Raw genomic sequence first — 19,009 nt, forward strand, 5'->3', positions numbered from 1 at the left:
ATTGTTGCTTGATGGACCCGGGTGCGCAACGCACAATCGCCGCGTGACCGCCTCTTTCCTCGACTTTCCCGTCTTCGACATCGAACGCGATGGCGTGCGCGTGCATGGCCGCATCGGCGGCCGCGGCGCACCCTTGCTGCTGCTGCACGGGCATCCGCAGACGCACGCCATCTGGCACCGCGTCGCGCCCGCGCTGGCCGAGCGCTTCACCGTGGTCGCGATCGACCTGCGCGGCTACGGCGATTCGGGCCGGCCCGCGGCCGATGCCGCGCACGCGAACCACAGCAAGCGCGCGATGGCGCTCGATGCGCTCGCGGCGATGCGCCATCACGGCTTCGAGCGCTTCGGCGTGCTCGCGCACGACCGCGGCGCGCGCGTGGCGCACCGGCTCGCGGCCGACCATCCGTCCGCCGTCGAGCGCATGCTGCTGCTCGACATCGCGCCCACGCTCGCCATGTACGAGCACACCTCGGAAGCCTTCGCGCGCGCCTACTGGCACTGGTTCTTCCTGATCCAGCCGCCGCCGCTGCCCGAGGCGCTGATCGCCTCCGATCCGGTGCGCTACGTGCGCAGCGTGATGGGCGGGCGTCACGCGGGGCTCGCGCCCTTCGCGCCCGAGGTGCTCGCGGAGTACGAGCGCTGCGCGGCCATCCCGGGCAGCGCCGAATCCATCTGCGAGGACTACCGCGCCTCGGCCGGCATCGACCTCGAGCACGACCGCGCCGACATCGCCGCGGGCGCGCGGCTCGCGATGCCGCTGCGCGTGCTGTGGGGCGCGCACGGCGTGGTCGGACGCGCCTTCGACGTGCTGGCACTGTGGCGCGAGCGCGCCGACCGGGTCGACGGGCATGCGCTGCCCTGCGGCCACTATGTTCCCGAGGAGGCGCCGGGCGAACTGCTCGCCGAGGCACTCGACTTCTTTGCACCGCTCATCCCATCGGAAGGACCCAGACCATGACCACCCACAGAATCGCAGTGATCGCCGGCGACGGCATCGGCAAGGAAACCACGCCCGAGGGCGTGCGCGTGCTCGATGCGGCGGCGCGCAAGTTCGGCATCGACCTGAAGTTCGACCACTTCGACTTCTCGAGCTGGGACTACTGCGAGAAGCACGGCAAGATGCTGCCCGACGACTGGAAGGACCAGATCGGCGGCCATGACGCCATCTTCTTCGGCGCGGTCGGCTGGCCCGAGAAGATCGCCGACCACATCTCGCTGTGGGGCTCGCTGCTGCTGTTCCGCCGCGAGTTCGACCAGTACATCAACCTGCGCCCCGCGCGCCTCATGCCCGGCATCGTCGCGCCCGTGGTGCGCCGCGACGGCTCGCCGCGCCAGCCCGGCGAGATCGACATGTACATCGTGCGCGAGAACACCGAGGGCGAGTACTCGAGCATCGGCGGGCGCATGTACGAAGGCACGCCGCGCGAGATCGTGGTGCAGGAGACCGTGATGTCGCGCCTGGGCGTGGACCGCGTGCTCAAGTTCGCGTTCGAGCTCGCGCAGTCGCGGCCGAAGAAGCACCTGACCAGCGCCACCAAGTCGAACGGCATCTCGATCACCATGCCCTACTGGGACGAGCGCGTGGCCGAGATGGCGAAGGCCTATCCGGGCGTGACGCTCGACAAGTTCCACATCGACATCCTCACCGCCCACTTCGTGCAGCGGCCCGACTTCTTCGACGTGGTGGTGGCGAGCAATCTGTTCGGCGACATCCTGTCCGACCTCGGGCCGGCCTGCACCGGCACCATCGGCATCGCGCCGAGCGCCAACCTCAACCCCGAGCGCACCACGCCCTCGCTGTTCGAACCGGTGCACGGCTCGGCGCCCGACATCGCGGGCAAAGGCATCGCCAACCCGATCGGCCAGATCTGGTGCGGCGCGATGATGCTGGAATTTCTCGGCCACAAGGACGCGCACGACGCGATCCTCTCGACCATCGAGAAGGTGCTCGCGCCCGGAAGCGGTGCGCCGCGCACGCCCGATATCGGTGGCACGGCGAGCACCAGCGACCTCGGAAAAGCGATCGCCGAAGCCTTGTGAGACGGCCTGAGCCCGGTCGGAAAAAGGTCTTCGCGAAACGCCCCTAGAATCGCGCGCTCCGCTGCGCCGCACGGGCTGATGTCGTATTGACACCCCGCAGGCCAGTGGTTGTAATCCCCGATGGCAGCGCGCTGCCGGGGCGTCAGGCCTGCCAAGCTTCCGCGTCGCACCACGTCGCGACCGACTCGCCAGCCGACGAAAGCCGACCAACTTTTTTCTACAAGGGGCCCTTGTGAACAAGACCGAACTGATTGAGCACATCGCAAAGAACGCCGATATTTCCAAAGCAGCCGCCACGCGCGCGCTCGAATCCACCATCGGCGCCATTCGTACCACGCTCAAGAAGGGCGGCTCCGTGTCGCTCGTCGGTTTCGGCACTTTTGCAGTCGGTAAACGTGCGGCGCGTACGGGTCGCAATCCGCGCACCGGCGACGCGATTAAAATCAAGGCCGCCAAGATTCCGAAGTTCCGTCCCGGCAAGGCCCTCAAGGACGCGTTGAACTAAGTCGACGACGAGAACTCGGAAGAAAAGTATTCCCGGTGGGGTGCTTAGCTCAGCTGGTAGAGCGGCGCCCTTACAAGGCGTAGGTCGGGGGTTCGAGCCCCTCAGCACCCACCACCACCCGATGCAAAGGCGAACAACGGTTCGCCTTTTTTATTGCCGTCCGACAGCCAACGCCTGAGAGTGTCCAAGCATGTTTGATTTCTTCCGCAAGTACAACAAGATCATGATGATTGTCTTGTTCTTGCTGATCATCCCGTCGTTCGTGCTGTTCGGCGTCGAGCGCTACCAGGGCTTCTCCAAGGACGAGGCCGTCGCGCATGTCGATGGCACCAGCATCACGCGGCCCGAATGGGATGCGCAGCATCGCGTGGAAACCGACCGCATCCGCCAGCAGTCGCCCAACGTCGATCCGCTGGTGCTCGACTCCGATGCGCTGCGCTATGCCACGCTCGAGAAGATGGTTCGCGACCGCGTGCTGACGGTGGCGGCCAACAAGGCCAACATGACGGTGTCCGAGGAACGTCTCTCGCGCATCTTCGCGCAGGACCCGGGCCTCGCGACCTTCCGTACGCCCGAGGGCAAGTTCGACCGCGATGCCTTCCAGCGCGTGACCGGCCGCACGCCCGAGCAGTACGAGGCCTCGATGCGCGCCGAGCTCGCCACGCAGCAACTGCTGCTGGGCGTGTCGGGCACCACCTTCACGCCGCCCGCGCTGGCGGCCGCCACCATCAACGCCTTCTACGAGCAGCGCGAGATCCAGGTGTCGCGCTTCGCGCCCGAGGGCTTCGCGTCGAAGGTCACGGTCAGCGATGCCGACATCGAGACCTACTACAAGGACCACGCGGCGCAGTTCCAGGCGCCCGAGCAGGCAAGCATCGAATACCTGCTGCTCGACCTCGAGGCGGCCAAGAAGAACGTGACGGTCAACGAGGCCGAGCTCAAGAGCTACTACGAGCAGAACACCGCTCGCTTCGGCACCAAGGAAGAACGCCGCGCGAGCCACATCCTGATCACCGCGGCCGCCAGCGCGCCGGCCGCCGATCGCGCCAAGGCGAAGGCCAAGGCCGAGCAACTGCTGGCCGACGTGCGCAAGGCACCCAACACCTTCGCCGATGTCGCGCGCAAGAACTCGCAGGACCCGGGCTCGGCCGAGAAGGGCGGCGACCTCGACTTCGTCACGCGCGGCGCGATGGTCAAGCCTTTCGAGGACGCCATGTTCGCGTTGAAGAAGGGCGAGATCAGCAACGTCGTCGAAACCGAGTTCGGCTATCACATCATTCGCCTGGACGACATCAAGCCGGCCGTGGTGCCGCCGTTCGAGCAGGTGCGCGCCACCCTCGAGAACGACTACCGTGCCCAGCAGGCCACGCAGGAATTCGCCAAGGCCGCCGAGACCTTCACCGATACGGTGTACCAGCAGCCCGAGAGCCTGAAGCCGGCCGCCGAGAAGCTCAAGCTCACGATCCAGACCGCGAACAACATCGGCCGCACGGCCGCGCCGGGTGCCACCGGACCGCTCGCGAGCCGCAACTTCCTGAGTGCGCTGTTCTCTCCCGATTCGCTGAGCCGCAAGCAGAACACCGAAGCGATCGAGGTTGGCACCAACCAGCTCGCCTCGGGCCGCGTGACCCAGTATTCGGCCGCGCACCCGATTCCGCTGGCCGATGTGAAAGACAAGATCCGCGCGCAACTCGTCACCGAGCGCGCGGCGGCCCTCGCCAAGACCGAGGGCGAGGCCAAGCTCGCGGCCTGGACCGCGAAGGCCGACGGCGCCAATTTCGCGGCGCCCGTCACCGTGTCGCGCACCGATGCGAAGGCACAGCCGGGCGTGGTGGTCGAGGCCGCGTTGCGCGCCGACGCCGGCAAGCTGCCGACCCTGGTCGGCGTCGACCTCGGCACGCAGGGCTATGCCGTGGTGCGCGTGACCAAGGCCGTCCCGCGCACTGCGCCGACGGCGGAAGTCGCGAAGCAGGAGAACGCGCAGGTCGGCCAGTCGATCGCCGCCGCCGAAGACGCCGCCTACTACAACCTGCTGAAGGACCGCTACAAGGCCGAGATCCTGGTGCCGCGTCCCGCGACCGACGGACTGCCGTTCGCCGGCGCACGCTGACCGATCGCGCCGCGAGGCGCTTCCTCTTCCCTTCGCGGGCCGCCTTGTGCGGCCCGTTGCTTTTTCCGTCTCGCGTGGGACAAGCGCCGCGGTCGCTTCTTGCCAGAATCCGCGCATGGGAACTCTCTACCTCGTGCGCCATGGCCAGGCCAGCTTCGGCGCGGCCGACTACGACAACCTGAGCGAACTGGGCCACAGGCAGTCGGTGCGGCTCGGCGAGTACTGGCGCGAGCGCGGCATGCGTTTCGATGCCGTGATCACCGGCACCTTGCGCCGGCATCGGCAGACCTGGGAAGGCATCGCACAGGGCCTCGGTCTGACGCGCGACGACGTGCTGCCGTGGCCCGGCCTCAACGAGTACGACAGCGAGGCGGTGATCGCCACCATCCATGAAGGCAAGCTCGAGAAGCCCGATTCGCCCGAGATGTACCGGCATCATTTCCGCCTGCTGCGCGAAGGACTGGGCGCCTGGATGCAGGGGCGCACGAAGCCGGTCGGCATGCCCAGCTACGTCGACTTTCTCGCGGGCGTGACCACCGCGCTCGACCATGTGCGCGACAAGCACCATGGGGCCAAGGTGCTCGTGGTGTCGAGCGGCGGCCCGATCAGCACGGCGGTGGGCCATGTGCTGGGCACCAGCCCCGAGACCACGATCGAGCTCAACCTGCGCATCCGCAACTCGTCGGTGACCGAGTTCGCCTTCACGCCCAAGCGCCACATGCTGGTGACCTACAACACGCTGCCGCATCTCGACGGGCCGGCGTACGAGGACTGGGTCACCTACTCCTGAAGCGCGCCTTCGCGCTCAGGCCTGCCAGACGCCGTAACCCGCCTTGCGCAGGGCGATGCCGAGCTCGACTTCCATCGAGCGCGCGTCTTCGTAGTTCATCGGGTTGTAGCGCTCGTAGAGCGCGGGCAGCAGGTGCAGGCCGTAGTCCTGCACGAAGCTGTTGGCCTGGATGCCCGCCTTGTGCTTGTCGAAGCGGATGTCGGGATCGAGCCCGGTCATGCCGACGTAGACGAAGGGCTTGCCGAGCTGGTAGTCGGGATTGGCGCGCCGGAAGCGGGCGATGTTCCAGACGCGGTCGTCGAGCTCGACCACGTAGACATGATGGTGCGCGCGGGGTTTGCGTGGCATCGGCCCCGCCCGATGGCCGGCGACTCAGCTCTTGCGCTTGACGAGGCCGTAGAGGATCAGCAGCACGATCGCGCCGAGCACCGAGGCGATGAAGCCGGCACCTTCGCCGGCGGTGTACCAGCCGAGCGACTGGCCGACATAGGTAACGACCAGCGAGCCCGCGATGCCGATCAGCGTGGTGACGATGAAGCCGGCGGAGTCGTCGCCCGGTTTGACGGCGCGTGCCACCAGACCTACGACGAAGCCGATCAGGATGGTCCAGACGATGCTCATGAGTGATCCCTTGGTTCGTGAATGAAGCGGCGCCCGCATGTCAGGGCGCGGCCATGATAGCGGCCGGATGCATCGCGCGGGCGAGGCGAGAGCCCGTACTTTCGAATCGGCGTGCGGGGCTGCGCGATCTGGCGCCGCAGGCTTCGGTTGGCCCGCTGCGGCGTCCTACAGGGGCGCGGCAAAGGGCGCGCTATACCCTCGGCATGCTCGAAAAGTTGCCCGAAGTCATCGGCCAGGCCCTGCACGGCGTGCGGGCCGGCCTGGACAAGATCGTTTTCAACACGCTCGGCCTGCGCGAGGGCATGGCCACGATCTCGCTGACGAGCGTCGCCTTTGCCGATCACGCGCCGATTCCGCCGCGCTACACGGCCGATGGCGAGGGCCTGTCGCCGCCTCTGCAATGGGAGGGTGTGCCGCAAGGCGCCGCCTCGTTGCTGCTGGTGGTCGAGGATGCGGATTCGCCCACTCCCAACCCGCTGGTGCACGCCATCGTCGTCAACCTGCCGCCTGGCGACACCCGGCTGGTGGAAGCGGCGCTGCCGAGCCAGGGCAACGAAGGCCAGGACACGGTGCACGCCGGCCGCAATTCCGGGTTGCAGGCGGCGTGGCTGCCGCCCGATCCGCCGCCGGGGCATGGCGTGCATCGCTACACCTTCCAGCTGTTCGCACTCGATCGCGCGCACGAGTTCTCGGTCGCGCCCGGACGGGACGAGGTGGTCGACGAACTGAAGGCGCATGCGATCGCCAGCGGTCTGCTGATCGGTACCTTCGAGCGCTCGGACGGCTCGATCCGGCAGAAGGACGCCGCGCATGACGAGGCGCCGCAGGTAGCGCCTTCGGGGCCGCTGGCGGCGGGCTGAGTGGGGCGCGCGCATCATTCTTCCAAACCAGGGTCGGGGGCGCGGCTTTTATGGCTATAATCGTGGACTCTATTACGGTGGCTGTAGCTCAGCTGGTAGAGTCCCAGATTGTGATTCTGGTCGTCGTGGGTTCGAGTCCCATCAGCCACCCCATATGAATTCCGAAGAAACGGCCCTGGAGCGATCCAGGGCCGTTTTTGTTTTTGGGGCCTGCCTAAAGCGTTTTCCGTGCGCGTTCTTGGGTGGGCAACGGGCGAATGCTTTTCTTTCCGGCCTTTCAATAAGCACCAGCGGCCCGAAACGGTCGCAAGGCGTTCAATTCCCCGGCTTCCGCGTTGCAGGCAGACTTTCAAAGCCCGGCTCAGGCCCGGTTCCTGCCCAGGAGCGGTGCGTTTTACCCTCGCGCTGTTGTAAAACGCCAAGCGACCCGGATTTTTCTGGTCGGGTTTGCTCAAAATCAATTGCAAACTGAATTAAACTGCGGGCGTTTTCATTTACAGGAGCCGCCAATGGCCTCGACGCTCGCAGATATCAATTCCCAGATCCAGAAGCACGACGAACAGATCGCGCAATTGCGCAAGCAGGCCGAAGAGCTGCGCAACCAGGAACGTGCCGGCGTGATCGAGGACATTCGCAGGAAGATCGCCGACTATGGCTTGACCGCCTCGGATTTGAAGCTCTCGGCCGGCCGCGCCGTGACCGCCAAGCGCGCCGCCAGTGCGCCGGCCCCCAAGGCCGCCGCCAAGTACCGCAGCCCGACTGGCGAAACCTGGTCCGGTGGCCGTGGCCGCAAGCCGCGCTGGGTGACCGAGGCGCTGGCCGCGGGCAAGTCGCTGACGGATTTCGAGATCAAGTGAGCATGGTGCGCGAACACGCGCCAACCGGTTCCGCAATAAAAAAGCCCGCAAGCGCGGGCTTTTTTATTGCGGGTCCGGGTGCCAATCTCCTGGTGCCCGGGTTCGTGGGGATCAGTTCACCATCACGAGCTTTCCCTTGACCCCGCGCGAACCCATGTGCGCGTAGGCGGCTTTCAATTCGGCCATCGGCATCGTGCTGTCGATCACCGGCTTGATCTTTCCCTGCCCATACCATTGCGCCAATTCGGCCATCATCTGCGCGTTGGCCTTCGGCTCGCGCTTGGCGAAATCGCCCCAGAACACGCCCACCAGCGACGCGCCTTTCAACAGCGTGAGGTTCAATGGCAGCGAGGGAATCGGGCCCGACGCAAAACCCACGACCAAATAGCGGCCGCGCCATCCGATCGAGCGAAATGCGGGTTCCGCGAAATCACCGCCGACCGGGTCGTAGATGACGTCGGGGCCTTTGCCGTCGGTCGCGGCCTTGATGGCGTCCCTGAAGCCGTTCGGCAATGCATGCGTGGTGTAGTTGATCGTCGCGTCGGCGCCGATCGAACGGCACAGCTCGCATTTCTCGTCGGTGGACGCCGCCGCGATCACCTTGGCGCCGGCCGCCTTGGCGATCTGGATGGCGGCCGTGCCCACGCCGCCCGCCGCGCCGAGCACCAGCACCGTTTCGCCGGCCTTGAGCTGCGCGCGGTCCATCAGCGCGTGCCACGAGGTCGCGTAGATCATGATGAAGGCGGCCGCGTCGACATGGCCGAAGCCCTCGGGCAGCGGCATGCACAGCGCCGCGGGCGCCAGCGTGTGGGTGGCGAAGCCGCCGGTGCCCGAGAGGCAGGCGACGTTCTGGCCGACCTTGAGGTGCGTGACGCCTTCGCCCACGGCCTGGACGATCCCCGCGTACTCCGAGCCCGGCACGAATGGCAGCGGCGGCTTCATCTGGTACTTGTTCTGCACGATCAGCAGGTCGGGGAAATTCAGGCTCGCGGCCCGGATCTCGATCAGCACCTGGCCCGGGCCGGGTGTCGGCGTGGGCAGCTCCTTCCAGGTGAGCGCGTCGACACCGACGGGGTTCTCGCAAAGCCATGCGTGCATGCTCGGTCTCCTTCGAAACGGGTAGTAATGTTGAGGCAATGAAGCGCGCGATGATAGGCGTCGCCCTCGCGTGTCCTTGTCCCTGCTGCGACGCACCCGACGCCTACAATCCGTTGCACCGCACCGCATCATGAAGATACTCATTTCCAACGACGATGGCTTCCAGGCGCCCGGCATCGTCGCACTGCACGACGCGCTCAAGGACCTGGCCGAGGTCGAGGTGGTGGCTCCCGAGCACAACAACAGCGCCAAGTCGAACGCGCTGACGCTCGCGGCACCGCTCTACGTCCACACCGCGCACAACGGCTTCCGCTACGTGACCGGCACCCCGGCCGACTGCGTGCACATCGCGCTCAAGGGCCTGCTCGGCTACCGGCCCGACCTGGTGGTCTCGGGCATCAACAACGGCGCCAACATGGGCGACGACACCATCTATTCGGGCACCGTCGGCGCGGCCATGGAGGCCTACCTGTTCGGCATTCCCGCGATCGCGTTCTCGCAGATCGAGAAGGGCTGGGCCCATGTCGACGCGGCGGCCCAGGTGGCGCGGCGGCTGGTGCAGCGCATCGAGCGCGAGCGCATGCTCGAGGGCGGCGCCTTTCTTTTGAACGTCAACGTGCCGAACCGGCCGTTCGACGAGCTCAAGCCGGTGAAGGTGTGCCGGCTGGGCCGCCGCCACGCGGCCGAGAAGGTCATCACGCAGGAAAGCCCGCGTGGCGACACGATGTACTGGATCGCCGGCGCGGGCAGCGCCAAGGACAGCGGCGAGGGCACCGACTTCCATGCCACGGCCGAGGGCCACGTGGCGCTCACGCCGCTGCAGATCGACCTGACCGACCACGCCAACCTGGGCCAGTGGCGCGACGCGGTGGTCCGGCTCGCCGACTGACATGGCGACCCAACGGCCTGGATTCCCGGCTCGCCTCGCGCCCACCGTCTCGGCTTCGACGCCGGCTTCGTCCGCGCTGCGCGGACGGCAGCCCGTCGTACCGCCCAAGCCGTCGGTCGCGTCGACGCCCTCGATGGCCTCCGACGCGGTGCGCGCGCGCATGGTGCAGAAGCTGGCCGCGCAGGGCATCTCGGATGCGCGCGTGCTGCGCGCCATGGGCGCGGTCGAACGGCATCGCTTCGTCGACAGCGCGCTGGTCAACCAGGCCTACGAAGACACCAGCCTGCCGATCGGACTGGGCCAGACCATCTCCAAGCCCAGCGTGGTTGCGCGCATGATCGAACTTTTGCTCGCGGCCCCGGCTCTGAGTGGCAAGCCGCAGGACCGTCTGGGGCGCGTGCTCGAGATCGGCACCGGTTGCGGCTACCAGGCCGCGGTGTTGAACCACGTGGCCACGGAGGTCTACAGCATCGAACGGTTGCGCGGCCTGCACGAGCGGGCGCGGACCAATCTGCGGCACTTCCGGCTGGCCACTGTTCACCTGATGTTCGGCGACGGCATGGTCGGCTATGCCAAGGGCGCACCCTATGCGGGCATCATCGCCGCCGCCGGTGGCGAGGCCGTGCCCGAAGCCTGGATCGAACAGCTCGCGGTGGGGGGGCGGATCGTCGCGCCGACGCACTCGGCGAAGGGCGGCCAGGCCCTCGTCGTGATCGACAAGACGGCCCGCGGTCTCGAGCGCCTCATTCTTGAGGCGGTTCACTTTGTCCCCCTAAAATCGGGCGTTGCTTGAAGGAATAACAAATGCAGGGTTTTGGCAATCGGAGTTGGTACGCTGGCGTCACGTTGGCCGTCGTGCTCGTGATCGCGGGCTGTTCCACGCCGCGGGGCCCGGCACCGGTCGAAGACCGCGGCACGATGACCCGCGCGCCCGGCGCGGCCGCGCCCGTTCCGGGCGGTCCGACCATCACCACCGACGCCTCGGGCAAGCCGCTGGCCGGGATCGAGAACTTCGGCAAGCCGGGCTACTACGCCGTGCGTCCCGGCGACACCATTCGCCGCATCGCCAACGAGACCGGCCAGACCTGGCAGAACCTCGTTCGCTGGAACAACCTCGACAACCCCGACCTGATCGAGGTGGGGCAGGTGCTGCGCGTGATCCCGCCCTCGGGCCCGGGCTCCACCGTGGCCGCCGCGCCGTCGGCACCGAACGAGAACGGTGTCGTCACCAAGCCGGTGACGCCGCAGCCCGCCGTCGTGCCCGGTGCGGCCGCGAGCGGCGCCGCCGCTGCGGGCACCAAGCCGCCGGTCACGGCTTCGCCGTCGACCCCGGGTGCAGCGGGTGGTGATGAGGACATCGGCTGGATCTGGCCGGCCCATGGCTCGCTGATCGCGGGCTTCGACGATGCCAAGAACAAGGGCTTCGACATCAGCGGCAAGGCCGGCGACCCGGTGCTGGCCGCGGCCGATGGCCGCGTGGTGTATGCGGGCGCGGGCCTGCGCGGCTACGGCAACCTGATCATCCTGAAGCACAACAACACCTACCTCACGGCCTACGCGCACAACCAGACGCTGCTCGTGAAGGAAGACCAGTCGGTCCAGAAGGGCCAGAAGATCGCCGAGATGGGCAGCAGCGATGCCGATCGCGTGAAGCTGCACTTCGAGATCCGTCGCCAGGGCAAGCCGGTCGATCCGGCGCGCTACCTCCCGAACCGGTGATGCCATGGCCGGTTCCCGCCCCCGTCGCACGTTGTCCGTGCGCCGGTCGGCGGGCAACTCGGCCGAATCGACTACCGGCGGCGAAGCTCCACCGCCCGCTTCATCCCCCGATGGCCTGACCGCGCCCGAGCCAAGCGTCGAATCGCTCGCGCGCATCGGCGACGACACGGCCGACGCGCTCACCGTCTACCTGCGCCGCATCCGGCGCACCGAGCTCTTCACCCCCGAGCAGGAATACGCAACCGCCTGCGCCGCGCGCGCCGGTGACTTCGCGGCGCGCCAATCCATGATCGAGCACAACCTGCGGCTCGTGGTCAACATCGCCAAGGCCTATCTCCATCGCGGCGTGCCGTTCTCCGACCTCATCGAGGAAGGCAACCTCGGCCTGATGCACGCGATCACCAAGTTCGAGCCCGAGCGCGGTTTCCGCTTCTCGACCTATGCGACCTGGTGGATACGCCAGTCGGTCGAGCGCGCGCTGATGACCCAGTCCCGCACGATCCGCCTGCCGGTGCACATCGTGCGTGAACTGCAGCAGGTGCTGCGCGCGCGCCGCACGCTCGAGGGCGATCCCGAGTTCGTGGCGCGCCGGCCCGACGGCGTGCGCGTGGAAGACGTCGCGGCGCTGCTGGGCTCGGACGTGCAGTCGGTGGCCGACCTGCTGGCGCTGGCCGAAGCGCCGCGTTCGCTCGACGCGGGCGAATCGCGTGGCGAGGAGAGCTACGCGCTGTCCGATTCGGTCGCGGCGGACGGCGAAGAAAGCGACCCGACCGGCGCGACCCAGGCGCACGAGGTCGAGCGCCTGCTCGACGGCTGGGTGGCCGCGCTCGACGCGCGCGAGCGCGAGGTGCTCGAAGGACGCTATGGCCTGCACGACCGCGAGCCCGAGACGCTCGAGGTGCTCAGCGTGCGGTTGGGCCTGACGCGCGAGCGCGTGCGCCAGATCCAGAACGAGGCGCTCGCGAAGATGCGGCGTCAGCTCGCGCGCTCGGGCGTGGGGCGGGACGCCTTGTTCTAGCCCTGCCGGGCTCCGCGCGAGGGTCTCTTCCCACGCTGAGACAATCGGGGCATGACGGAACCCATCAAGAAAGATAAATCCCCCACGGACACCCCCACGAACGCCGGCGGCGAATGGCTTCATGTGGAATCGCTGGACCTCGACGCACAGGGCGTGGCGCACAAGGCCGACGGCATGGTCGTGTTCATCGAGGGCGCGCTGCCCTTCGAAGAGGTGCAGCTCAACGTGCACCGCCGCAAGAACAACTGGGAGCAGGGCACGGTCACGCAGATCCGGCGCGAGTCCTCGCAGCGCGTGCGGCCCGGCTGCCCGCACTTCGGCCTGCACACGGGCGCCTGCGGCGGCTGCAAGATGCAGCACCTCGACGCCGCGGCGCAGGTGGCGGTGAAGCAGCGCGCGCTCGAGGACAACCTCTGGCACCTCGGCAAGGTCCGTCCCGAGAACCTGCTGCGTCCGCTCGAGGGCCCGGCCTGGCACTACCGCTACCGGGCGCGCCTGTCGGTGCGCCACGTGGTCAAGAAGGGCACGGTGCTGATCGGCTTCCATGAGCGCAAGAGCCGTTACCTGGCCGACATGCAGGTCTGTCCCGTGCTGCCCAGGCAGGTCAGCCAGATGCTGATGCCGCTGCGCGCGCTGATCGCCTCGCTCGATGCGCGCGACACCTGCCCGCAGATCGAACTGGCCTGCGGCGACGCGCCGGGTACCCAGGCGCTCGGCACCATCGCGCTGGTGCTGCGGCACCTCGAGCCGCTGTCGGACGCGGACATCGGACGCCTCAAGGCCTTCGCCGCGAAGAACGATCAGGTTCAATGGTGGCTGCAGCCCAAGGGGCCCGACACCGTGCGGTTGCTCGAGGAGGGCGGCACGCCGCTGGCCTACGGGCTGCCCGAGTTCGGCGTGACGATGCCGTTCCGGCCCACCGACTTCACGCAGGTCAATCCGCATATCAACCGCGCGCTCGTGGGCAAGGCGCTGCGCCTGCTCGACGTGCAGTCCGACGAACGCGTGATCGACTGGTTCTGCGGCCTCGGCAACTTCACGCTGCCGCTGGCGAGCCGCGCGCGCGAGGTGCTGGGCATCGAGGGCAGCGACACGCTGGTGGCGCGGGCTACCGACAACTTCCGCAGGAACCAGCCCGCGACATCCACGCGGCGCGCGTTGTCGCCGGCTTCGTTCGTGGCGCGCAACCTGTTCGAGATGACGCCCGAGATGCTGGTCGCCGACGGACAGGCCGACAAGTGGCTGGTCGACCCGCCGCGCGAGGGCGCCTTCGCGCTCGCCAAGGCGATGGCCGATCTGCATCAGCAGCCCGAGCTGCGCACGGGCGGATGGACGCCGCCCAAGCGCATCGTCTACGTGAGCTGCAATCCGTCGACGCTGGCGCGCGATGCGGGCCTGCTGGTGCACCAGGCAGGCTATCGCTGCACGCACGCGGGCGTGGTCAACATGTTCCCGCACACGGCGCACGTGGAGTCGATCGCGGTGTTCGAACGCGAATGAGCCGGTTCCGACGCCGCAACGAGAAAGGGCCCGGAAGGGCCCTTTCTTTTTTACCGATCGATGGCCGTGGAGCCATCGAAAGAGGACGCGTCAGTCGCGTTCGCCGCCCGCGAGACCCAGCAGCGCCAGCAGGCTCTGGAACACGTTGAACAGGTCGAGGTACAGGGCGAGCGTCGCGCTGATGTAGTTGGTTTCGCCGCCGTCGATGATCTGCTTCAGGTCATAGAGCATGTAGGCCGAGAAGATGCCGATGGCCGCGACCGAGATCGCGAACATGCCGGCGGTCGAGCCGACGAACACGTTGATGACAGCGCCGACCATCAGCACCATCGCGCCGACGAACAGCCACTTGCCCATGCCCGACAGGTCGCGCTTGATCACGGTGGCCAGCGAGGCCATCACGAAGAACACGCCGGCGGTGCCGCCGAAGGCCGTCATGATGAGTTCGGGGCCGTTCTTGAAGCCCAGCACCATCGCGATCAGGCGCGAGAGCATCAGGCCCATGAAGAAGGTGAAGCCCAGCAGCACCGGCACGCCGGCGGCCGAGTTCTTGGTCTTCTCGATCGCGAACATGAAACCGAAGGCGCCGCCGAGGAAGACGATGAGGCCGAGGCCGCCGGTCAGCGAACGGGTGATGCCGGTCTGCACGCCCAGCCAGGCACCCAGCACGGTGGGCAACAGGCTCAGCGCCAGCAGCCAGTAGGTGTTGCGCAGCACGCGTTGGCGGTCAGCCTGCGGCAGCACCTGGCCGTAGCCGGTGGAAGTGTCGAGGGTTGTAACGCGGTCGTTCATGGCCGAAGCTCCTGTGGTTGCTGCCTTGGCAGTTGGGCCGATTCTAGAAGTCTGCAAGACCTGGGCCTCCAAAGACCGTATGGGGGGTGTTCCTTAGACGGCGCGCCGTCCGACAGGAGGAGGCCATGCGGCGGGCCGGTATGCTTGGGGGTTCGACGCAACAAGACCTTGATCACCATCATGCAAACGAAATCATTCCTCGAACTCGCCGACGTCAAGCTGATCGCCGCCGCCGCGGAAGCCGAGGCACTCAAGAACAACTGGGCCGTGACCATCGCCATCGCCGACGACGCGGGCAACCTGCTGTGGCTGCAGCGCCTCGACGGCGCGGCCGCGCTGTCCTCGCACATCGCACCGGCCAAGGCCCACACGGCGGCCATGGGTCGCCGCGAGAGCAAGGTCTACGAGGACATCATCAACGGTGGCCGCACCGCTTTCCTGACGGCACCGCTGGTGCACGGCCTGCTCGAAGGCGGCGTGCCGATCGTGAAGGACGGCCACGTGATCGGCGCGGTGGGCGTCAGCGGCGTGAAGTCGAACGAGGACGCGCAGGTCGCCAAGGCCGGCATCGCGGCACTCGGCCTCTGAGATCCGGCGTGGGCGCCTGGGCGCCCCGCACGAACGAAAACGCCGACTCGAGAGTCGGCGTTTTGCATGGAACGTTCAGCGTGAAAAAAAGCTTGGCTAGTCGGCGAACCGTTGGCTAGCAAAAAACGACCCTTCGGAGAAATGAATCTCCTGGAGTCGCCCCACGATGAAACTTGCGCGAGGGGCGGGCTGACCGGGACCTACTTGGTCAGGATCAGCTTGCCCAGTTTGGTGGCCTGCAGGCGGTACAGCGAGCCGTTGTGCATGATGCCGACGGTCTTGCTGCCCTTGAGCAGTTCGGTGCTCTCGACCATCGGAACCGGTCGCTGAGCCTGGATGGTGGCGTGACCGCCGCCCGATTGATCGAGCGAAGGGTGGCTCAGAACAGCAAAGGCGTTGGTGGTGGCTGGCATCTCGAATTCCTCTTATCGAAGCGATGACTGAATGATAATAATTCTCATCAAGAAGTCAATCGCCGCGATGAAAAATTTTGTGAGCCGCGGGGCCGTTATTTCGCGTCGGGCTCGGTGATGAAGCCGATCTTGCGCACGCCGGCTTCGCGGGCCTCGGACATCGCCTTGGCCACGCGCTCGTAGCGCACCGCCTTGTCGCCGCGGATGTGCAGCTCGGGCTGCGGCTCCTTGGCGGCCTCGGCCGCGAGGCGGCCCGGGAGTTCGCTGTCGGCGATCTTCTGGTCGTTCCAGTAGTAGTCGCCCTCGGCCGTCACGCTGAACAGGATGTTCTCGGGCTTCGGCTGCTCGGGCTCGCTGGTGGCGCGCGGCAGGTCGATGTTCACCGCGTGCTTCATCACCGGCACGGTGATGATGAAGATGATCAGGAGCACCAGCATGACGTCGACCAGCGGCGTCATGTTGATCTCGTTCATCACCTCATCGGGTTCGTCTTGGGTACCGAAGGCCATGATGCTCAGCCCTTCTTGAGCGGAACCACGATCGATTCGGCGCCGCTCTGGACGCGGGCACCGGTCACGAAGTAGGCGTGCAGGTCGTGCGCGAAGGCATTGAGCTTGGTCAGCACGAACTTGTTGCCGCGCACCAGGGCGTTGTAGCCGAGCACCGCGGGAATGGCGACCGCGAGGCCCAGGGCCGTCATGATCAGCGCTTCGCCGATCGGGCCCGCGACCTTGTCGATCGTGGCCTGGCCGGCCGAGCCGATGCTCATCAGTGCGTGGTAGATGCCCCAGACGGTACCGAACAGGCCGATGAAGGGCGCGGTCGAGCCGACCGACGCCAGCACGGCCAGGCCGGTCTGCAGGCGAGCGGTGAAGGCGTCGATGCCGTTGCGCAGCGAGCGCGTGATCCAGTCGCTGACGTCGAGCGCGTCATGCAGGTGCGCCTTGGTGTTGCGGTGGTGGGCGGCGGCTTCGCGGCCTTCGAGCGCGAGGGCGCGGAAGGGGTTGCTGTCGTCCTTGCCGAGCTTGTTGAGCGCGGTGGCGAAATCCTCGCTGTGCCAGAAGTCCTGCGACTGCTTGGCGAGACGCTTGTAGCGGATGACGTCGAGCGCCTTGACGATGATCACGATCCACGACGCGAGCGACATGGCGATCAACAGCACCGCGACGGCCTTGGTGACGAAGTCGCCTTGGTGCCAGACATTCATCAAGCCAAATTGGGAATCCATAGGGGTCTCAGTTACTTAGGTTGGTTGAAAACGATGGGCGCGGGCAGCATGAAGAGGGTCTCGTCGCTCGCGTTCGGATAGTTGCTCACGGTCACGGACGACTTCAGCACCGCCTCGCGGGCCGCGCGGTCGAGGCGGTCGTAGCCGCTGGACTTGAGGATCTCGGCGCGGCGCACGATGCCGCTGCGGTTGAAGTACACGGCGATGGTCACCGTGCCCGATTCGCCGAGCCGTGAACTCAGCTGCGGATAGACCACCACCGGCTGGCGCAGCCATTGCGCCTGCGCGGCCGTCACCTCGACCACCCTGGGCGGTGCGGGCGGTGCCGGCGGAGGGGCCGGCGGCGCGGGTGGCGCCGGCGGCGGCGAGGGGGGTGTCGGTGCCGGCGGCGGCGGTTCCGGATCGCCCACGGGGGCTTGCGGCGCCGGCGTGGGCTTGGGCTCGCGGATGGCCTGCGGACGCGGCGGCGGTGGCGCCTTCACGCGCGGCTGGGGCGGCGGCGGAGGTGGGGGCGGCGGAGGCGGCGTGGGCTTCGGCGGCTCGATGAACTGGCTCATGATCTCGACCGGGATCACCACTTCGGCGGCCCGGCGCAGCAGGCCGCTCTGCAGCGCCCAGAGCGCTGCGGCGTGGAAGACGATCACGCCACCGGCGATGGCGGCGTTGCGCGAGAGGCCGAGAAAGGTAGGAGGGGGGGCAAAGCGGTCAGACACGATCAACCATTCGAGTGCGAGCACGTGGGTACGTGCCCCGATTGCAGCAAAACCGCTACGACGACGTCTACTTCTATTTACGAAGGATCCACCAGACGGAGCCCGCCACCAGGATCAGGCTGCCGCCGAGTGCAGAGACGAGTTCCATGCTTTGCTTTCCTTGATGGAGTTGGCAAGCTGGATCGACTTCGGTTCCGATTCGCAGTGCAGGGCCGCGACCGGGTGCGAAGCGCTGCACTGCGCGACGATATCGCGCGCACATCCTTCGCATTGGCCACACTGGGTGGCCACGCCGAGTTCGAATTGCACTTCGTCGAAAGTCATCCCCGCGCGCACGTGGCGTGCGATTTCGCGGTCGGAGACTCGGCGGCAAATGCAAACGATCATGGCTGTGAAGGCGGCAGTTTGGCTGGCTGTTGGATGCAACGATTATAAATAAGAATCCCTCGCATTTGCAATAACTATCGTATTCGCCAGCGCCCGGCGCGACAGCTATTCGCTATGAGGGGGCGGTCGCCTATATCTCCGACCAGAGCCGAAGCAGGTTGTGGTAGTGGCCGGTCAGGGCCACGGTTTCCTCGGATTCGCCCAGCCGGGCGCGCAGTTTCTGGATGTTCTGGTCGAGTTCGAACAGCATCGCGCGCTGCTGGTCGTTGCGCACCATGCTCTGGGCCCAGAAGAAGGCGCACACGCGCGCGCCCCGGGTCACGGGGTGCACGCGGTGCAGGCTGCTCGACGGATAGAGGATCAGGTCGCCGGCCGGCAGCTTGACCTCGTGCGAACCGTAGGTGTCGACCACCTCGAGCTCGCCGCCGTCGTAGTCGTCCGGGTCGCAGAGAAACAAGGTGCACGACAGGTCGGTGCGCAGCGGCTGCTCGCTGCCGGGCACGGCGCGCACCGCGCCATCGACGTGCAGGCCGTAGTGCTCGCCGCCCTCGTAGCGGTTGAACAGCGGCGGCACGAAGCGCGCGGGCAGGGCGGCCGAGAAGAACAGCGGGTTGCGCGCCAGCGCGGCCAGCACGGTCTTGGCGAGCTCGCGTCCGACCGGCGAATGCTCCGACAACTGCCGGTTGCGCTTGACCTGCGCGCCCTGGTCGCCGACGGTCTCGCGCCCGTCGACCCACTGGGTGGCATCGAGCGTGGCGCGCATCCTGCGCACCTGGTCCGGGCTCAGCACTTCGGGCACATGCAGCATCATCTTCGGGAACTCCGGAAGGAAAAAAGCCCCGGCGCGGGCCGGGGCTCGAGTGTCGCACCGCGGCGCACCG

23 protein-coding genes and 2 tRNA genes are annotated in these 19,009 nt (G+C 67.2%); 15 read left to right on the forward strand and 10 right to left on the reverse strand.

Going from position 1 to position 19,009, the window contains the following annotated elements:
- The first annotated feature begins 43 nt into the window (after positions 1-43).
- The 6 genes from ACODT0_RS12945 to ACODT0_RS12970 all read left to right on the forward strand — a co-directional run bounded on the left by ACODT0_RS12945 (position 44) and on the right by ACODT0_RS12970 (position 5,445).
- Positions 44-958: an alpha/beta fold hydrolase gene (locus tag ACODT0_RS12945; protein ID WP_413763961.1), complete on the forward strand. Its 915-nt coding sequence runs from the start codon at positions 44-46 to the stop codon at positions 956-958.
- Positions 955-2,040 (forward strand): tartrate dehydrogenase, encoded by a 1,086-nt coding sequence (locus ACODT0_RS12950; RefSeq protein ID WP_261213634.1) that lies wholly within the window; start codon positions 955-957, stop codon positions 2,038-2,040. Before ACODT0_RS12945 ends, ACODT0_RS12950 begins: the two co-directional genes overlap by 4 nt.
- 232 nt (positions 2,041-2,272) lie before the next feature.
- Entirely contained in the window at positions 2,273-2,545 is a 273-nt protein-coding gene (locus ACODT0_RS12955; RefSeq protein WP_007830705.1) for an HU family DNA-binding protein, read from the forward strand.
- Positions 2,546-2,583: 38 nt separating this feature from the next.
- A tRNA-Val gene (locus ACODT0_RS12960) sits at positions 2,584-2,659 on the forward strand.
- A gap of 76 nt (positions 2,660-2,735) precedes the next feature.
- A complete protein-coding gene (locus tag ACODT0_RS12965; RefSeq protein WP_489041449.1) occupies positions 2,736-4,655 on the forward strand; it encodes a SurA N-terminal domain-containing protein in 1,920 nt (639 codons plus the stop codon).
- Positions 4,656-4,770: 115 nt separating this feature from the next.
- Positions 4,771-5,445 (forward strand): histidine phosphatase family protein, encoded by a 675-nt coding sequence (locus ACODT0_RS12970; protein ID WP_208512135.1) that lies wholly within the window; start codon positions 4,771-4,773, stop codon positions 5,443-5,445.
- A gap of 15 nt (positions 5,446-5,460) precedes the next feature.
- On the opposite strand, the gene ACODT0_RS12975 is transcribed toward ACODT0_RS12970, so the two are convergent.
- Together ACODT0_RS12975 and ACODT0_RS12980 are read right to left on the reverse strand one after the other, a co-directional pair.
- Positions 5,461-5,793 (reverse strand): hypothetical protein, encoded by a 333-nt coding sequence (locus ACODT0_RS12975; RefSeq protein ID WP_057590394.1) that lies wholly within the window; start codon positions 5,791-5,793, stop codon positions 5,461-5,463.
- Positions 5,794-5,817: 24 nt separating this feature from the next.
- Positions 5,818-6,066 (reverse strand): GlsB/YeaQ/YmgE family stress response membrane protein, encoded by a 249-nt coding sequence (locus ACODT0_RS12980; RefSeq protein WP_057590393.1) that lies wholly within the window; start codon positions 6,064-6,066, stop codon positions 5,818-5,820.
- Positions 6,067-6,269: 203 nt separating this feature from the next.
- Between ACODT0_RS12980 and ACODT0_RS12985 the strand changes: the two genes are divergently transcribed.
- The 3 genes from ACODT0_RS12985 (at position 6,270) to ACODT0_RS12995 (ending at position 7,783) form a co-directional block, all read left to right on the forward strand.
- Entirely contained in the window at positions 6,270-6,926 is a 657-nt protein-coding gene (locus ACODT0_RS12985) for a YbhB/YbcL family Raf kinase inhibitor-like protein (protein WP_489041450.1), read from the forward strand.
- 77 nt (positions 6,927-7,003) lie between these two features.
- A tRNA-His gene (locus tag ACODT0_RS12990) sits at positions 7,004-7,079 on the forward strand.
- A gap of 356 nt (positions 7,080-7,435) precedes the next feature.
- Entirely contained in the window at positions 7,436-7,783 is a 348-nt protein-coding gene (locus ACODT0_RS12995) for an H-NS histone family protein (RefSeq protein ID WP_057590319.1), read from the forward strand.
- 111 nt (positions 7,784-7,894) lie between these two features.
- Here ACODT0_RS12995 and ACODT0_RS13000 read toward each other — a convergent pair whose 3' ends face one another.
- Entirely contained in the window at positions 7,895-8,881 is a 987-nt protein-coding gene (locus tag ACODT0_RS13000) for an NADPH:quinone oxidoreductase family protein (protein ID WP_057590318.1), read from the reverse strand.
- Positions 8,882-9,011: 130 nt separating this feature from the next.
- On the opposite strand from ACODT0_RS13000, the gene surE reads away from it, so the two are divergent.
- The 5 genes from surE to rlmD are packed head-to-tail and all read left to right on the forward strand — an operon-like array spanning position 9,012 to position 14,007.
- A complete protein-coding gene (surE, locus tag ACODT0_RS13005) occupies positions 9,012-9,770 on the forward strand; it encodes a 5'/3'-nucleotidase SurE (protein WP_057590316.1) in 759 nt (252 codons plus the stop codon).
- A gap of 1 nt (position 9,771) precedes the next feature.
- Positions 9,772-10,563 carry a protein-L-isoaspartate(D-aspartate) O-methyltransferase gene (locus ACODT0_RS13010; RefSeq protein WP_057590315.1) on the forward strand — a complete coding sequence of 264 codons (792 nt, stop codon included), beginning with the start codon at positions 9,772-9,774 and terminating at the stop codon, positions 10,561-10,563.
- A gap of 11 nt (positions 10,564-10,574) precedes the next feature.
- Positions 10,575-11,489, forward strand: a complete 915-nt coding sequence (locus tag ACODT0_RS13015) for a peptidoglycan DD-metalloendopeptidase family protein (protein ID WP_057590313.1) — start codon at positions 10,575-10,577, stop codon at positions 11,487-11,489.
- Positions 11,490-11,493: 4 nt separating this feature from the next.
- The gene (locus tag ACODT0_RS13020) at positions 11,494-12,507 is read left to right on the forward strand and encodes a sigma-70 family RNA polymerase sigma factor (protein WP_489041452.1); all 1,014 of its coding nucleotides are present in this window, start codon (positions 11,494-11,496) and stop codon (positions 12,505-12,507) included.
- Between the two features lie 51 nt (positions 12,508-12,558).
- On the forward strand, positions 12,559-14,007 hold the full coding sequence (gene rlmD, locus ACODT0_RS13025; RefSeq protein ID WP_489041453.1) for a 23S rRNA (uracil(1939)-C(5))-methyltransferase RlmD: 1,449 nt from the start codon (positions 12,559-12,561) through the stop codon (positions 14,005-14,007).
- Between the two features lie 90 nt (positions 14,008-14,097).
- Here the strand turns inward: rlmD and ACODT0_RS13030 are convergent, their stop codons facing one another.
- Positions 14,098-14,799 (reverse strand): Bax inhibitor-1/YccA family protein, encoded by a 702-nt coding sequence (locus tag ACODT0_RS13030; RefSeq protein ID WP_057590307.1) that lies wholly within the window; start codon positions 14,797-14,799, stop codon positions 14,098-14,100.
- A gap of 180 nt (positions 14,800-14,979) precedes the next feature.
- On the opposite strand from ACODT0_RS13030, the gene ACODT0_RS13035 reads away from it, so the two are divergent.
- On the forward strand, positions 14,980-15,387 hold the full coding sequence (locus ACODT0_RS13035; protein WP_203205294.1) for a GlcG/HbpS family heme-binding protein: 408 nt from the start codon (positions 14,980-14,982) through the stop codon (positions 15,385-15,387).
- 200 nt (positions 15,388-15,587) lie between these two features.
- Here the strand turns inward: ACODT0_RS13035 and hemP are convergent, their stop codons facing one another.
- The 6 genes from hemP to ACODT0_RS13065 all read right to left on the reverse strand — a co-directional run bounded on the left by hemP (position 15,588) and on the right by ACODT0_RS13065 (position 18,939).
- The gene (gene hemP, locus ACODT0_RS13040) at positions 15,588-15,800 is read right to left on the reverse strand and encodes a hemin uptake protein HemP (protein ID WP_093343008.1); all 213 of its coding nucleotides are present in this window, start codon (positions 15,798-15,800) and stop codon (positions 15,588-15,590) included.
- A 95-nt stretch (positions 15,801-15,895) separates the two neighbouring features.
- The gene (locus ACODT0_RS13045; protein WP_057590304.1) at positions 15,896-16,309 is read right to left on the reverse strand and encodes an ExbD/TolR family protein; all 414 of its coding nucleotides are present in this window, start codon (positions 16,307-16,309) and stop codon (positions 15,896-15,898) included.
- 5 nt (positions 16,310-16,314) lie between these two features.
- On the reverse strand, positions 16,315-17,028 hold the full coding sequence (locus ACODT0_RS13050; RefSeq protein ID WP_057590302.1) for a MotA/TolQ/ExbB proton channel family protein: 714 nt from the start codon (positions 17,026-17,028) through the stop codon (positions 16,315-16,317).
- Between the two features lie 11 nt (positions 17,029-17,039).
- The gene (locus ACODT0_RS13055; protein WP_261213606.1) at positions 17,040-17,741 is read right to left on the reverse strand and encodes an energy transducer TonB; all 702 of its coding nucleotides are present in this window, start codon (positions 17,739-17,741) and stop codon (positions 17,040-17,042) included.
- 114 nt (positions 17,742-17,855) lie between these two features.
- Positions 17,856-18,128, reverse strand: coding sequence for a (2Fe-2S)-binding protein (locus ACODT0_RS13060; RefSeq protein ID WP_082322199.1), 273 nt, complete (start codon positions 18,126-18,128; stop codon positions 17,856-17,858).
- 130 nt (positions 18,129-18,258) lie between these two features.
- Positions 18,259-18,939, reverse strand: a complete 681-nt coding sequence (locus ACODT0_RS13065; protein ID WP_208512141.1) for a Fe2+-dependent dioxygenase — start codon at positions 18,937-18,939, stop codon at positions 18,259-18,261.
- Between the last annotated feature and the right edge of the window lie 70 nt (positions 18,940-19,009).

The sequence above is a fragment of the Variovorax sp. FG153 genome (assembly GCF_057809595.1).